General features: G+C 63.8%; 13 protein-coding genes. 11 read left to right on the top strand and 2 right to left on the bottom strand.

The annotated features are described in order from the left end of the window. Positions 1-52: 52 nt before the first annotated feature. The 5 genes from INS93_RS07950 (at position 53) to INS93_RS07930 (ending at position 6,087) form a co-directional block, all read left to right on the top strand. Positions 53-1,081 (top strand): AraC family transcriptional regulator, encoded by a 1,029-nt coding sequence (locus INS93_RS07950; protein ID WP_192980942.1) that lies wholly within the window; start codon positions 53-55, stop codon positions 1,079-1,081. 116 nt (positions 1,082-1,197) lie between these two features. Then, the gene (locus INS93_RS07945) at positions 1,198-2,817 is read left to right on the top strand and encodes an acyl-CoA synthetase (protein ID WP_192980941.1); all 1,620 of its coding nucleotides are present in this window, start codon (positions 1,198-1,200) and stop codon (positions 2,815-2,817) included. A gap of 17 nt (positions 2,818-2,834) precedes the next feature. Next, positions 2,835-3,602, top strand: a complete 768-nt coding sequence (locus INS93_RS07940) for a 3-hydroxyacyl-CoA dehydrogenase (protein ID WP_192980940.1) — start codon at positions 2,835-2,837, stop codon at positions 3,600-3,602. A gap of 82 nt (positions 3,603-3,684) precedes the next feature. After that, on the top strand, positions 3,685-4,875 hold the full coding sequence (locus INS93_RS07935) for an acetyl-CoA C-acyltransferase (RefSeq protein ID WP_192980939.1): 1,191 nt from the start codon (positions 3,685-3,687) through the stop codon (positions 4,873-4,875). Between the two features lie 84 nt (positions 4,876-4,959). Continuing rightward, positions 4,960-6,087 carry an acyl-CoA dehydrogenase family protein gene (locus INS93_RS07930; protein ID WP_192980938.1) on the top strand — a complete coding sequence of 376 codons (1,128 nt, stop codon included), beginning with the start codon at positions 4,960-4,962 and terminating at the stop codon, positions 6,085-6,087. A gap of 128 nt (positions 6,088-6,215) precedes the next feature. Here INS93_RS07930 and blaPRC read toward each other — a convergent pair whose 3' ends face one another. Beyond that, the gene (gene blaPRC / locus INS93_RS07925; protein ID WP_192980937.1) at positions 6,216-7,355 is read right to left on the bottom strand and encodes a PRC family class C beta-lactamase; all 1,140 of its coding nucleotides are present in this window, start codon (positions 7,353-7,355) and stop codon (positions 6,216-6,218) included. A gap of 95 nt (positions 7,356-7,450) precedes the next feature. Then, on the bottom strand, positions 7,451-9,280 hold the full coding sequence (locus INS93_RS07920) for a sigma-54-dependent Fis family transcriptional regulator (RefSeq protein WP_192980936.1): 1,830 nt from the start codon (positions 9,278-9,280) through the stop codon (positions 7,451-7,453). A gap of 259 nt (positions 9,281-9,539) precedes the next feature. On the opposite strand from INS93_RS07920, the gene INS93_RS07915 reads away from it, so the two are divergent. The 6 genes from INS93_RS07915 to INS93_RS07890 are packed head-to-tail and all read left to right on the top strand — an operon-like array spanning position 9,540 to position 15,479. Beyond that, a complete protein-coding gene (locus tag INS93_RS07915; protein WP_192980935.1) occupies positions 9,540-10,634 on the top strand; it encodes an ABC transporter ATP-binding protein in 1,095 nt (364 codons plus the stop codon). Next, positions 10,634-11,731 (top strand): ABC transporter ATP-binding protein, encoded by a 1,098-nt coding sequence (locus INS93_RS07910; RefSeq protein WP_192980934.1) that lies wholly within the window; start codon positions 10,634-10,636, stop codon positions 11,729-11,731. The genes INS93_RS07915 and INS93_RS07910 overlap by 1 nt, the downstream gene beginning before the upstream one ends. Beyond that, positions 11,728-12,591: a carbohydrate ABC transporter permease gene (locus INS93_RS07905; RefSeq protein WP_192980933.1), complete on the top strand. Its 864-nt coding sequence runs from the start codon at positions 11,728-11,730 to the stop codon at positions 12,589-12,591. Before INS93_RS07910 ends, INS93_RS07905 begins: the two co-directional genes overlap by 4 nt. 8 nt (positions 12,592-12,599) lie before the next feature. Then, the gene (locus INS93_RS07900) at positions 12,600-13,400 is read left to right on the top strand and encodes a carbohydrate ABC transporter permease (protein ID WP_160017905.1); all 801 of its coding nucleotides are present in this window, start codon (positions 12,600-12,602) and stop codon (positions 13,398-13,400) included. A gap of 12 nt (positions 13,401-13,412) precedes the next feature. After that, complete coding sequence (locus INS93_RS07895) at positions 13,413-13,685, top strand: DUF2160 domain-containing protein (RefSeq protein WP_003239937.1); 273 nt, start codon at positions 13,413-13,415, stop codon at positions 13,683-13,685. Positions 13,686-13,736: 51 nt separating this feature from the next. Continuing rightward, complete coding sequence (locus INS93_RS07890) at positions 13,737-15,479, top strand: ABC transporter substrate-binding protein (protein WP_192980932.1); 1,743 nt, start codon at positions 13,737-13,739, stop codon at positions 15,477-15,479. Positions 15,480-15,532 lie beyond the last annotated feature (53 nt).

Here is a 15,532-nt window from a genome sequence, read left to right as displayed (position 1 = left end):
TCGCCGCCTGTTAGAATGCCGATCTCGTCGGCAGCCAGGATCAGGGAAATTCATGGCAAGCGCGTCCGCTGAAAAAGGCACGATTTCCATTCGTCTGGTGCGCGAAGCTCTACAAGAGTGGCGTCAGCGAGGCTGTGATGAGGCGTCGCTGCTACAGGGGGCAGGGATAGACGGCGAGCTACTGGCGGAGCCTGATGGCAGGGTATCGTCCGAGGCTTACGGCCAGCTCTGGCTAGGCATTGCCCAGCAGATGGACGATGAATTCTTCGGCATGAACCCGCGCCGGATGAAGACCGGCAGCTTTGCCTATATGGCCCGTGCCGCCGTGAAGGAGCCGACTCTGGGCTCCGCCTTGCAGGGCGCGTTGCGCTTGCTGCACCTGATCTTCGATGGTTTCAGCCCGCGGCTGGAGGTACGCGATGGCCTGGCTGCGATCGTCATCGATGAGCCGCCCGAACGCTGTTGCCGGGCTTTCGGTTATTTCACCTTGTGGCTGATGATCCATGGCCTGACCTGCTGGCTGGCGGGACGCCGCATCGATGTACTCGGTATCCACCTGCGTTGCGCGCAGCCCGATTACATCGAGGATTACCAGGTGATGTTCACCCGCAACCTGCATTTCGGCCGGCCGCAGAGCCGCCTGCTGTTCAATGCCGAAAGCCTGCAGACGCCGATTCGGCGCAGCCCGCGTGACCTCAAGCGTTTTCTGGCTGGCGCGCCTGCCAACATTCTGGTGCGCTACCGCGACCCGCAAAGCCTGGGCGCACGCATCAAGGCGCACCTGCGCAGCCTGCCACCCGCGCACTGGCCGGATGTGGAAGCGCTGGCCGGGCATTTCCATATGGCGCCTTCGACCCTGCGGCGCAAGCTGTCGCTGCAAGGGCAGTCCTATCAGGGGCTCAAGGATCAGGTGCGGCGTGACCTGGCCATCGCCTGCCTGGACGGCGAGCCGGGCAGTTTCAGTGACCTGGCCTTCGAGCTGGGTTTTGCCGACACCAGCGCTTTCTACAAGGCTTTCAAGAAGTGGACGGGCTCGACGCCGGGCCAGTACCGCGCGTTGGTCCACGCCGCGAACGCCTGAACGAGGATAACTTGTCATTTTCGCTCAGGCAGGTTGAGACCTTTCGACATTGCTGGCCGGTACGGCTGGAGTGACCATCGCGGCATTCAATAAGAACAATCCGGGAGATCACCCTGATGCGCGATTACTTCACTGCTGCCCGCGAGTTCGACTATGAAGCGGCCGTTGCCAATACGCTGGCCGGTCGGCTCGATGCCATCAACGCCTGCGTGGAGTGCTGCGACCGGCATGTCGGTGGCGGCAGGACGGCGCTGATCTGGGAGGGCCGCAATGGCGAGCGGGCCACCTGGACCTTCGAGCAGCTACAGGAAGCCTCGGCACGCTTCGCCAACCTCCTTACCAGCCGTGGCATCGGCGCCGGTGATTGCGTATCGGGCATCCTGCCGCGCACTCCGGAACTGCTGATCACCATTCTCGGCACCTGGCGCGCCGGTGCCATCTACCAGCCGCTGTTCACCGCCTTCGGCCCCAAGGCTATCGAGCACCGGGTTCACTCCGCTGGCTCGAAGCTGGTGGTCACCGACACGCTCAACCGGGCCAAGCTCGATGAGGTGGAGCAGGCGCCGCCGGCGCTGGTGGTGGGTGGTGATTTTTGGGCCGAGCTGGAGCGTCAGCCGGACCGCTTCGAGCCGGTCCTGCGTCAGGCTGACGATCCCTTCCTGCTGATGTTCACTTCGGGCACCACCGGCCTGGCCAAGCCGTTGCAGGTGCCACTCAAGGCCATCGTCGCCTTCGTCAGCTACATGCGCGAGGCAGTGAATCTGCGCCCGGAAGACCGCTTCTGGAACCTGGCCGACCCAGGCTGGGCATATGGCTTGTATTACGCCGTGACCGGCCCCCTGGCGATGGGGCATGCCACCACCTTCTACGAGGGCGCTTTCAGCGTCGAGAGCACCTGCCGGGTGATTCGTGAGTACGGCATCACCAACCTGGCCGGATCTCCCACGGTCTATCGTCTGCTGTTGGCCGCGCGTGAGGAGGTGGAGGCTGCCCTCAAGGGCCAGCTACGCGCCGTGAGCAGCGCCGGCGAACCCTTGACGCCCGAGGTGATCCGCTGGTTCGCCGAGGGGCTGGGCTGCACCATCCACGATCATTACGGGCAGACCGAACTGGGCATGGTGTTGTGCAACCACCATGCCTTGCAGCACCCGGTGCGCCTGGGCGCTGCCGGCTTCGCCATGCCGGGGCATCGCGTGGTGGTGCTGGACGAGCAGCATCGTGAGTTGCCGGCTGGCCAGCCCGGCACACTGGCGCTGGACCGGTCGCGTTCGCCGCTGTTCTGGTTTCCTGGTTATCGGGCGATGGATACCCGCGCCTTTGTCGGCGACTACTACCTCAGTGGCGATACGGTCGAACTCAACGATGACGGCAGCATCAGCTTCGTCGGGCGTGCAGACGATGTGATCACCACATCCGGCTATCGGGTTGGCCCCTTCGATGTGGAGAGTGCGCTGATCGAGCATCCCGCTGTGATCGAGGCTGCGGTGATCGGCAAGCCCGACCCGGAGCGCACCGAGCGGATCAAGGCCTTCGTGGTGCTGCACGCCGGATATGTCGCAGACGAGACCTTGGCCGAGGCGCTGCAGCAGTACGTACGCAAGCGCCTATCGGCCCATGCCTACCCACGCGAGATCGAGTTCGTCAGTGAGCTACCCAAGACCCCGAGCGGCAAGATCCAGCGTTTCCTCCTGCGTAATCAGGAAATCGCCAAGGCCCAGGCGGCCGCCAGTCACTGATTCGAGGAACCCTCATCATGCATATCGAACACTCCGTATTCCTGATCAGTGGCGGCGCCTCCGGCCTTGGTCTGGCCACCGCCCGGGAACTGGTCGGGCAGGGCGGCAAGGTGGTGTTGCTGGATATCAACGCAGAAGCGGGCCAGCGGGCGCTCGCCGAGCTGGGCGCCAACGCTCGCTTCGTGCGTGCCGACATCACCAGCGAAGAGGACGGCCACGCAGCGGTGGCGCAGGCGCTGGCGGCATTCGGTGCGCTGCACGGACTGGTCAACTGCGCCGGCGTCGCACCGGCCGAGAAGGTGCTGGGGCGCAATGGAGCGCATGGCCTGGAAAGCTTCCGGCGTACCGTCGAGATCAATCTGATCGGCAGCTTCAACCTGTTGCGCCTGGCTGCCGAGGCCATGGCGCAGAACACGCCGAACGCCGAGGGCGAGCGTGGGGTCATCATCAATACCGCCTCGGTGGCGGCGTTCGACGGACAGATGGGGCAGGTTGCCTATGCTGCTTCCAAGGGCGGCGTCGCCGCGTTGACGCTGCCGGCGGCGCGCGATCTGGCGCGCTCGGGCATCCGCGTGATGTGCATCGCCCCTGGCGTGTTCGAGACGCCAATGATGGCCGGCATGCCGCAGGCGGTGCGTGATTCGCTGGCGGCCAACGTGCCGTTCCCGCCGCGCCTCGGGCGACCCGACGAGTACGCCGCCTTGGTGCGGCATATTGTCGAGAACCCGATGCTCAATGGCGAGGTAATCCGCCTCGATGGCGCGCTGCGCATGGCGGCGAAGTAACGGTAGCCCGGATGTAATCCGGGAGGGACTCACGCAGATTTCCCGGATTGCATCCGGGCTACGCGATTCGAAGGTGAAACTCATGAAACAGCAACTCGATCCCGTTGTAATCGTCAGCGCCGTACGCACGCCCATGGGCGGCTTTCTCGGTGATCTGGCTGGCCTGACGGCGGCTGAACTGGGCGCCGCAGCCATCCGCTCGACCCTGGAGCGTGCCGGGCTCGCGGCCGAGGCAGTGGACACGGTACTGATGGGCTGCGTGCTGCAGGCCGGCCAGGGTCAGGCCCCGGCGCGCCAGGCCGCATTGGGCGCCGGGCTGAGCCAGGCGGTGCAATGCACCACGCTGAACAAGATGTGTGGCTCCGGTATGCAAGCGCTGATGCTCGGCCACGACCAGTTGGTCGCCGGCAGCGCCGAGGTGCTGGTGGCCGGTGGCATGGAAAGCATGTCAAACGCCCCGTACCTGCTGGCGCGTGCACGCAGCGGCTATCGCATGGGCCATGGCCAGGTGCTCGACCACATGTTCCTCGACGGTCTGGAGGACGCCTACGAGCGCGGTCGGCTGATGGGCACCTTTGCCGAGGATTGCGCGCAGCAGTATCGCTTCAGTCGCGAGGAGCAGGACGCCTATGCCCTGGAGTCGCTGCGTCGCGCCCAGCAGGCGATAACCGACGGCAGTTTCGCCAGTGAGATCGTCGCCGTGGAGGCACCACAGGGGCGTGAACGGCGCCAGATCAGCAGCGATGAGCAGCCGCCCAAGGCCCGCCCAGACAAGATACCCACCCTGAAGCCGGCGTTTCGCGAAGGCGGAACGGTGACGGCGGCCAATGCCAGCTCCATTTCCGATGGCGCCGCCGCGCTACTGCTGATGCGCCTGTCCGAGGCTCAGGAACGCGGCCTGGCGCCGCTGGCGCGTATCGTCGGTCATGCTGGTCACGCCCAGGCGCCGAATTTGTTCACCACCGCTCCGGTTTCGGCGATCCAGCGCTTGCTGGCGCGTATCGAGTGGTCACTGGAGACGGTCGACTTGTTCGAGATCAACGAGGCGTTCGCCGTGGTGCCGATGGTGGCCATGCGTGAATTGGGCATCGACCACGGCAAACTCAACGTAAACGGCGGCGCCTGCGCCCTGGGCCATCCCATCGGCGCGTCCGGTGCTCGCATTCTGGTGACGCTGCTGGCGGCGCTTAAGCAGCGCGGGCTCAAGCGTGGCGTGGCCTCCGTGTGCATCGGTGGCGGTGAAGCCACCGCCGTGGCTGTCGAGTTGTATTGACTCGACCCGTAGGGTGCGCTGTGCGCACCGAGAGTTYCCGCCAACCAGCGGTGCGCACGGCGCACCCTACGTATGGAGCCAGCCATGCTGCCCACCGAAGAAGAAATCCTCATCCGTGACATGGCCCGCCAGTTTGCCCAGGAAAGGCTGAAACCCTTCGCTGCCGACTGGGATCGCGAGCATCGCTTCCCTGCCGAGGCCATCGCCGAGATGGGGCAACTGGGCTTCATGGGCATGCTGGTGCCGCAGCAGTGGGGCGGCGCCGAGACCGGCCATCTGGCCTACGCCATGGCGCTGGAGGAGGTGGCGGCTGGCGATGGCGCCTGCTCAACCATCATGAGCGTGCATAACTCGGTGGGCTGCATGCCGATTCTCAAATACGGCAGCGAAGAGCAGAAGCAGCGCTTTCTCCGTCCGCTGGCCGAGGGCAAGATGCTCGGTGCCTTCGCCCTGACCGAACCGCAGGCCGGCTCCGACGCTAGCGACCTGCGCACCCGCGCCCGGCGTGACGGCGAGCACTATGTGTTGAGCGGCGCCAAGCAGTTCATCACCTCCGGCAGTCATGCCGGCATGGTCATCGTGTTCGCCGTCACTGATCCGCAAGCTGGCAAGAAGGGCATCAGCGCCTTTATCGTACCGACCGACACGCCGGGATTCTCGGTGGTGCGGGTCGAAGACAAGCTCGGTCAGCATGCCTCCGACACCTGTCAGCTCCAGCTCGACGAGGTGCGCATCCCGGCCAGCCTGCGCCTGGGCGAGGAGGGCGAGGGCTATCGCATCGCCCTGGCCAACCTGGAAGGCGGACGTATCGGTATCGCCGCGCAAGCGGTGGGCATGGCGCGGGCGGCATTCGAGGCTGCGCGTGATTATGCCCATGAGCGGGTGACCTTCGGCAAACCGATCATCGAGCACCAGGCCGTAGCCTTTCGCCTGGCCGATATGGCCACGCAGATCGCTGTGGCGCGGCAGATGGTGCACCACGCCGCCAGTCTGCGCGAAGCGGGCCAGGCGTGCCTGACCGAGGCCTCGATGGCCAAGCTGTTCGCCTCGGAGATGGCCGAGCGGGTGTGCTCGGCGGCGATCCAGACGTTAGGTGGATACGGCTACCTCAAGGATTTCCCGGTCGAGCGCATCTACCGCGATGTGCGCGTCTGCCAGATCTACGAAGGCACCAGCGACGTGCAGCGGATGGTGATCGCGCGCGGCTTGTAGGTGCCGGCATACGTAGGGTGCGTCGTGCGCCCCAGAGGCTGCGCCGGCCGGTGAGCCTTCCCCACGAATGACCTGTACGGTTGCAGCGAGTGGTAAGGCGCACCAATACCGCCTGGTAGCGCATGGCGCTAGTGATCGATGGCCTCGAGCAACTGCAACGCCAGGCGCACGCGCTCGGCATTCGGGTAGTTGCGGTTGGCGAGTATCACCAGGCCGGTATCGCTCGCCGGCAGCAGCAGGATGTAGGCGCCGAAACCATTGGTCGAGCCGGTCTTGTTCAGCAGCAGGTCACCTTCGGCCGGTTCGGGAGCACTGAAGCGTTTCACCGGCTGGGGCTGGAGCGCCATCTCGGCGGAGTTGCCAGCCTGCAGTTTCTCCAGGCTGATGGGGCGGGCGTAACGCTCCCAGCCCAGGGCCTGGGTCATGTCACCGACCTGGTAGTAGCCGCGATGAGTGGAACTGATGGCTTGGCGCAGCGGTGCGGGCAGCTTGTCCGGGTGCAGGTTGGCGTCGATGAAGCGCAGCATGTCGGCCGCAGTGGATTTCAAACCGTAGGCTTCGGCATCCAGCGCGCCGGGGCTCACGCGCACGGCCTTGTCGTCGCGGTAGCCCCAGGCATAGCGCCTCATCTGCTCGGTCGGTATCCGTACGTAGCTTTCCTGCATGCCCAGTTGTGGCAGCAGGTCCTTCTCCATCAACTGCTGAAACGGCTTGGCCAGGCTGGCGGCTGCCAGGTGGCCGAACAGGCCGATGCTGGGGTTGGAATACAGCCGCTGCATACCCGGCGGATAGACCGCCTGCCAGTTGCGGTAATAGTCGAGCACCTGTCGTTCGCTGCTGACCTCATCCGGAAACTGCAGCGGCAGGCCGCCTGCGGTGTAGGTGGCCAGATCCAGCAGGCTGATGTGATCGAAGGCGGTGCCGCGCAGGGCCGGCAGATACTGGCTGGCGTTGTCGCTGAGGTTCAGCGTACCGCTGGCCTCGGCGTAGGCGCCAAGGGTGGCGGTGAACAGTTTGCTGATCGAGCCCAGTTCGAACAGCGTGTGGCGATCCACGGCCTGGCCGCTCTCACGTGAGGCGACGCCGTATTCGAAGAAATGTTGCTGCCCCTTGTGACTGATGGCGATCGCCATGCCGGGGATGGCGTAGCTCTGCATCATCGGCTTCACGGCGGTGCCGACCTGTTTGTCCAGTGAGGGCGAGGCCGACGCCTGGCTGGCGGCCAGCAGCGTCAGGGCAGCGAACAGGGGGCGGTACAGGTGACGCATGGTGAGTTCCTTTCGTGGCGGGACGATGTCTGTCCTGCTCGGCGAGCGAGTGCGGTGGCAAATCTATGGCTTGGGCCGACTTTTCGAACAAAGGTTCAGGGCCTGACACCCTGTTCGCGCAGGCGCTTGTACAGGGTATTACGGCTCAGACCAAGGTGACGGGCCAGGTAGGAGATATTACCGCCGCACGCCTGGTACTGGCTGGCCAGATCGTCGGGCTCGGGGTGTGCTTGCAGGGTCGTATCTGTTGGCAGGTCAAGAAAGAAGTCGTCCGGCAGGTGTTCGGCGCGGATGGGCTGGTCGTCGGCCATGGCCAGCGCCACGCGCAGCACGCTGCTGAGTTGGCGCAGGTTGCCTGGCCAGGGGTGATGCTGAAACAGCTCCAGTACCTCGCGGCTGATACCCGCGCGCTGGTGGGGTTCGCGGTGCTGCTCCCACAGTTTATGGAACAGCGCCTGCTTGTCGCTGCGTTCGCGCAGTGGCGGCAGCTCCAGGTTCAGGCCGCTGATGCGGTAGTACAGGTCGGCGCGAAATTGCCCGCTGTCGACGTCCTGGCGCAGCGGACGGTTGGTGGCAGAGACCAGACGCACGTCGACCGGATGCAGTTCACTGCTGCCCAGCGGCTGCACGCAGCGCTCCTGCAGCACGCGCAGCAGGCGCGCCTGCACACGCAGCGGCATGTCGCCAATCTCGTCGAGAAACAGCGTGCCCTTGTGCGCCTTGCGGATCAGCCCGATGTGGCCCTTCTGGCTGGCGCCGGTAAAGGCGCCTTTCTCGTAGCCGAACAGCTCCGACTCCACCAGTTCCGCTGGAATGGCGGCGCAGTTGACTGCGATGAACGGCTGACTGGCACGCGAACTGGCTTGGTGCAGCGCCTTGACGAAAACCTCCTTGCCGGCACCGGTTTCGCCCTGAATCAGGATCGGAATGTCCTTTTCCAGCAGGCGTTCGGCCTGGCGCACGGCCTTGTCCATCCGCGCATCGCCCGCGCTCAGCGCATGCAGTTGGGGCTCTTGCGGCGTGCTCTGCGCCGCCTGCGGGCGGAAGTCGCGAGGCTGAATGGGCGCCGGTCGGGCAGGGCGACGTACCCGAGCATGAAAGCGAAAATGGCCGCTGGTGCGCAGGCTGAAGGGCTGGCCGTCCGGTTGATTGAGCAACTGTTGCAGCGGCACGTCGAACAGCTGCTCGATGGCGCCGTAGGTCAGGGGTTGGCCAAGCAGGTTGTCGGCGCGGCGATTGGCGGACACCACGTGGCCCTGTTCGTCGAACACCACCAGGCCGGCCCAGGGGCTGTCGAGGTTGTCCAGGCTGGTGTTGAAGCTGAGCAGGTAGTACTGGTCGGCGAACAGCTTGAGGATCAGGCGGTTCTCCACCGACTGACTCATCATCTTGACCATGCCCAGGGTGTGCGCCGGCGGCAGGTAGCTGTCACTGGACACGTCGAGCACGGCGATCATGCGCCGTTGCTCGTCGAAAATCGGCGAGGCCGAGCCGGTCATGAAACGGTTGGCCTTGAGGAAGTGTTCGTCGTGCTGGATGTGCACCGCCTGGCCGCAACTGAGCGCGGTGCCGATGGCGTTGGTGCCGGTGTAGCGCTCCAGCCAACTGGCGCCGGCGACGAAGCCGGCGGCCTGGCGCGGTTCGATGAAACGTTGGTCGCCCCAGGAATGCAGCAGCCGGCCCTGGTCGTCGGCGAGCATGATCAGGCAGTTGGAGTTGGAAAGGATGGTGCCGTAGTAGGGCAGCACTTCCTGGTGGGTGGTCTGCACCAGAGCTCGGCGGCTTTCCAGCAGGGCCGAAAGTTCGCCGGCAGGTGGTGGATCGAAGCGCGGCGGGCTCTGATGGGTCAGGCCATAGTCACGACAGCGCGACCAGGACTCCTGGATGAGGGTGTCGTGCGCCGGCGCGCGGGCAGCTTCAGTCATACATGATCTCTTCTTGTTGGTTCGCGATCTGCGCCGCGATCAATCCAGTTTCGTTCAAGCCTGTTCAAAGTCAACGAACGAATTGTTCAGTTGTTCACATTCGACTGTTCAAAAGTGTTCAGTGGAAAACTGGCGCGCCAATCGGCGCGAAGGGTTTTTTTGATTTTTATCAAATAGATATGTCTGATTTTTGGGTGCTGGCACGCTTGTCGCTATCGATGTTCGCAATCGAATGGCACGACAAGAAAAAGGACAGGCCATGTCGCTCAAGCTCGAACACGTCACCCGTATCGTCGACGGCCAGGTGCACATCGACGATGCCTGCCTCAGTTTCGAACCCGGCTCCTTCAACGTCCTGCTCGGCCGCACCCTGGCCGGCAAGACCAGCCTGATGCGGTTGATGGCCGGTCTGGATCGGCCCAGCAGCGGCCGTGTGCTGATGAACGGTGCCGATGTCACTGGCGTGCCGGTGCGCCAGCGCAACGTGTCGATGGTCTATCAGCAGTTCATCAACTACCCGACCCTGACGGTGTTCGAGAACATCGCCTCGCCGCTGCGTCAGGCTGGTGTGGGCAAGGAGCAGATCGTCGAGAAGGTCGAGGCCACCGCGCGCATGCTGCGTATCGACAAACTGTTGTCGCGCTATCCGCTGGAGCTGTCCGGCGGCCAGCAGCAGCGCACGGCCATGGCCCGGGCGTTGGTCAAGGATGCGTCGCTGATCCTCTTCGACGAACCGCTGGTCAACCTCGACTACAAACTGCGCGAGGAGCTGCGCCAGGAAATGCGCGAGCTGTTTCAGGCTCGCCACACCATCGCCATCTACGCCACTACCGAGCCCAATGAGGCGCTGGCCCTGGGCGGAACCACCACCATCCTGCACGAGGGCCGGGTGGTGCAGAGTGGCAAGACCGCCGAGGTCTATCACCGTCCGCAGCAGGTACTGGCCGCCGAGCTGTTCTCGGAACCTGCGATCAACCTCATGCCCGGACGCATCAGCGGCTCCGAGGTGAGTTTCGCTGATTGCGTGCACTTTCCGCTCAATCCCGATCTGCGCGGCATCGCCGAGGGCGAGTACCGTTTCGGCGTGCGCCCCAGTCATATCGGCCTGGTGCCTTCCAACGACGATGACCTGGAGCTGGCGGTGACCGTGGAGCTGGCCGAGATCAGCGGCTCGGAAACCTTCCTTCACGTGCGCAACGAGCAGTTCGTGCTGGTGCTGCACCTTCCGGGCGTGCACGAGTATGCGGTGGATACGCCGATCCTGATCTACATCCCCACCCACAAACTCTTCGTCTTCGCCGCCGATGGGCAACTGGTGCAGGCGCCCAGTCGCCGTCAGGGGAGGGCCGCCTGATGGCCGAGATTCGCTTGCACAACCTCGCACACAGCTACAGCGGTGTGCCAAAGGCGCCGGAAGACTACGCGATTCGCGAGATGAACCATGTCTGGCAGCAGGGTGGCGCCTACGCGCTGCTGGGGCCGTCAGGTTGCGGCAAGTCCACATTGCTCAACATCATCTCCGGTCTGCTCAGCCCGTCCCAGGGTGAAGTGCAGTTCGACGGCAAGGCGGTCAACACGCTGTCGCCGCAGGAGCGCAACATCGCCCAGGTTTTCCAGTTTCCGGTGGTCTACGACACCATGACGGTGTTCGACAACCTGGCCTTCCCGCTGCGCAACCAGGGTATGGACGAGGCGCGGGTGATGAGCAAGGTGCACGAGATCGCCGAGGTGCTGGAGCTGCATCCACTGCTGCACAAGAAGGCGCGCAACCTTACCGCCGACGAGAAGCAGAAGGTCTCCATGGGCCGCGGGTTGGTGCGCGACGATGTGTCGGCGATTCTCTTCGATGAGCCGCTGACAGTGATCGACCCGCACCTGAAGTGGAAGCTGCGGCGCAAGCTCAAGCAGATTCACGAGCAGTTCAACATCACCATGGTCTACGTCACTCACGATCAGTTGGAGGCCTCTACCTTCGCCGACAAGATCGCGGTGATGTATGGCGGGCAGATCGTCCAGTTCGGCACGCCGCGCGAGCTGTTCGAGCGCCCCGGACACACCTTCGTCGGCTATTTCATCGGCAGCCCGGGCATGAATCTGATCGACGTGCAGCGCTGTGAGGGCGGGGTGCGTTTTGCCGGAACGGTCTTGCCCCTCTCCGACGCGCTCAACCAGCGCCTCACCGACCTGCAGGGCAAACGTCTGCAGGTTGGTATCCGTCCCGAGTTCGTGCACATCTGGGACGGCGCCTACGAGGACGCGCTGTGTGGCCAGGTGCTGCACGTCGAGGACCTCGGCACCTACAAGATTCTCACCTTCGATCTCGATGGCCAGGTGCTCAAGGTGCGCCTGCAGGAAGACCAGCCGGTGCCGCGCGAGCAGGTGTACCTGAGCTTCCCGGCGCAGTGGCTGATGCTTTACGCCGACGACTACCTGGTGGAGGTGTCGCCATGAAGGTGCAGAACAACAAGGCTTGGTGGCTGGTATTGCCGGTGTTCCTGCTGGTGGCGTTCAGCGCCATCGTGCCGATGATGACGGTGGTCAACTATTCGGTGCAGGACATCTTCGATCCGTCCACGCGCTATTTCGTCGGCGTCGACTGGTATCGCCAGGTGCTGCAGGACCCGCGCCTGCACGACTCGCTGCTGCGTCAGTTCATCTTCTCCGCCTGCGTGCTGCTGATCCAGATTCCGCTGGGCATCGCCATTGCCCTGTGCATGCCGACGCGCGGGCGCTGGGCGTCGCTGTGCCTGATCCTGATGGCCATTCCACTGCTGATACCGTGGAACGTGGTGGGCACCATCTGGCAGATCTTCGGCCGCGCCGACATCGGGCTGATGGGCTGGGCGCTGAATGCGCTGGGCATCAGCTACAACTATGCATCCAACACTATGGACGCCTGGGTGACGGTGCTGATCATGGATGTCTGGCATTGGACGTCGCTGGTGGCACTGCTGTGTTACTCGGGGCTGCGCGCCATTCCCGACGTCTACTACCAGGCCGCGCGCATCGACCGCGCGTCGAACTGGGCGGTGTTCTGCCATATCCAGCTACCCAAGCTGAAAAGCGTGCTGCTGATCGCGGTGATGCTGCGCTTCATGGATAGCTTCATGATCTACACCGAGCCCTTCGTACTCACCGGCGGCGGGCCGGGCAACGCCACCACCTTCCTCAGCCAGACCCTGACGCAAATGGCCATCGGCCAGTTCGACCTGGGCCCGGCGGCGGCGTTCTCGCTGGTGTACTTCCTGATCATCCTGCTGGTGTCCTGGCTGTTCTACACCGCCATGACTCACGACGACAAAAACCGCTGAGGCCGACCATGACGCTGCGCAAACGCCTGGTACTGCTGATCTATTTCCTGTTCCTGCTGGTGCCGATCTACTGGCTGCTGAACATGTCCTTCAAGAGCAACACCGAGATTCTCGGTGGGCTCAGCCTGTGGCCGCAGAGTTTCACCCTGGACAATTACCGGGTGATCTTCACTGACCGCAGCTGGTACGAGGGTTACCTCAACTCGCTGTATTACGTCAGCCTCAACACCCTGATCTCGCTCAGCGTGGCGCTGCCGGCCGCCTATGCCTTCTCGCGTTACCGCTTTCTCGGCGACAAGCACCTGTTCTTCTGGCTGCTGACCAACCGGATGGCGCCGCCGGCGGTGTTCCTGCTGCCGTTCTTCCAGCTCTATTCGTCCATCGGCCTGTTCGACACCCATATCGCCGTGGCGCTGGCGCACTGCCTGTTCAACGTGCCGCTCGCGGTGTGGATTCTCGAAGGCTTCATGTCCAGCGTGCCCAAGGAAATCGACGAGACGGCCTATATCGACGGCTACAGTTTCCCGACATTCTTCGTGAAGATCTTCATTCCGCTGATCCGCTCCGGCATCGGTGTCACCGCCTTCTTCTGCTTCATGTTCTCCTGGGTCGAGTTGCTGCTGGCGCGCACTCTGACCTCAGTGGACGCCAAGCCCATCGCGGCGGTGATGACACGTACCGTGTCCGCCTCGGGCATCGACTGGGGCGTGCTGGCTGCTGCCGGGGTACTGACCATCCTTCCGGGGATGCTGGTGATCTGGTTCGTTCGCAACCATGTGGCCAAGGGCTTCGCCCTCGGTCGCGTGTAAGGGAGGTTCGTCATGAGTTGGATGGCCTGGACTCTACCGACCGCGCTGTTCTTCGGCGGCATTGCCGTACTGCTGGCCGGCATGACGCTGGTCGAGCTGCGCTGGCCGTGCGTCGAGCGCAAGGGGTTTCTGCCGATCACCACCACCCGGGGTGATCGGTTGTTCATCGGTCTGCTCGGTAGCGCCTACCTGCATCTGCTGGTAATCGGCGTGACCGACTGGAGCGTGTGGATAGCGTCGCTGCTATCACTGTTGTGGTTGTGCGCAGTCATGCGCTGGGGCTGAGCCGGGCTGCCGCCGGTATGCCTCTCCCCAAATCCTGAGATGGAGGTCTCTATGTTCGACAATAACAACAAGACCCGACATAGCATGGCGTTGGCCGCCCTGCTGGCGTTGTCCGGTTTGAGCGGTGCGGCCTGGGCGGATGCCTATGAAGAGGCCGCGAAGAAATGGATCAATGATGAGTTCAACCCCTCGACCCTGACGCCCGAACAGCAACTCGAAGAGCTGAAATGGTTCATCAAGGCCGCCGAGCCATTTCGCGGCATGGACATCAGCGTGGTTTCGGAAACCATCACCACCCACGAATACGAGTCCAAGGTGCTGGCCAAGGCGTTCAGCGAGATCACCGGGATCAAGCTGCGCCACGATCTGCTGCAGGAAGGCGACGTTGTCGAGAAACTGCAGACGCAGATGCAGTCAGACAAGAACATCTACGACGGCTGGGTCAACGACTCCGACCTGATCGGCACTCATGCGCGTTACGGCAAGGCCGTGGCGATCAGTGACATGATCGAGGGCGAGGCCAGGGACTTCACCTCGCCGACCCTGGATCTCGAAGACTTCATCGGCATTTCCTTCACCACCGGGCCGGACAAGAAAATCTACCAACTGCCCGACCAGCAATTCGCCAACCTCTACTGGTTCCGTGCCGACTGGTTCGAGCGCCCGGAGCTCAAGGCCAGGTTCAAGGAAATCTACGGCTACGAGCTGGGCGTACCGGTCAACTGGTCGGCCTATGAGGACATCGCCGAGTTCTTCTCGGTGCACGTCAAGGAAATCGACGGTCAGCGCGTCTACGGCCACATGGACTACGGCAAGAAAGACCCGTCGCTGGGCTGGCGCTTCACCGATGCCTGGTTCTCCATGGCTGGCGGTGGCGACAAGGGCCTGCCCAACGGCCTGCCGGTGGACGAGTGGGGCATTCGTGTCGACGGTTGCCGTCCGGTGGGTTCCAGCGTTGCCCGTGGCGGCGACACCAATGGCCCGGCGGCGGTATTCGCCACGCAGAAATACGTCGACTGGATGCGCCAGTATGCGCCGCCGGAAGCGCAGGGCATGACCTTCTCCGAAGCCGGGCCGGTACCGGCGCAGGGCGCGATCGCCCAGCAGATCTTCTGGTACACCGCCTTCACCGCCGACATGACCAAGCCCGGCCTGCCGGTGGTCAACGCAGACGGTACGCCGAAGTGGCGCATGGCGCCGTCGCCCAAGGGACCGTACTGGGAGGAGGGCATGAAGCTGGGCTACCAGGACACCGGCTCCTGGACCTTCCTCAAGTCCACCCCGGAGAAACAGCGCCTGGCCGCCTGGCTCTACGCGCAGTTCGTCACCTCCAAGACCGTGTCGCTGAAGAAGACCCTGGTCGGCCTGACGCCGATTCGTGAGTCGGACATCAACTCGCAGGCCATGACCGACGTGGCGCCCAAACTCGGTGGCCTGGTGGAGTTCTACCGCAGCCCGGCGCGCGTGCAGTGGACGCCGACCGGCACCAACGTGCCGGATTATCCGCGTCTGGCTCAGCTCTGGTGGCAATTCATTGCCGAAGCGGCCAGCGGTGACAAGACGCCGCAACAGGCGCTCGATGGCCTGGCAGCTGCGCAAGACACCATGCTTGGTCGTCTGGAGCGTTCAGGTGTACTGGGCGAGTGCGGGCCGAAGCTGAACGAGCCGCGCGATCCGCAGTACTGGTTCGACCAGCCCGGTGCGCCGAAGCCCAAGCTGGCCAACGAGAAACCCAAAGGCGAAACCATCGCCTATGACGAGTTGCTCAAGTCCTGGGAACAGTCGCGCAACTGAATCTCAGGGGCGCAGTGGCTGAAGCCCTTCGGCGAGGGGGCTTCCTTCCCTGT

The sequence above is a fragment of the Pseudomonas sp. EggHat1 genome (genome assembly GCF_014892995.1).
GTDB classification, from domain to species: domain Bacteria; phylum Pseudomonadota; class Gammaproteobacteria; order Pseudomonadales; family Pseudomonadaceae; genus Aquipseudomonas; species Aquipseudomonas chaetocerotis.
Note: the sequence above shows the minus strand (reverse complement) of the source record. Positions and strands in the feature narration are given on the sequence as shown.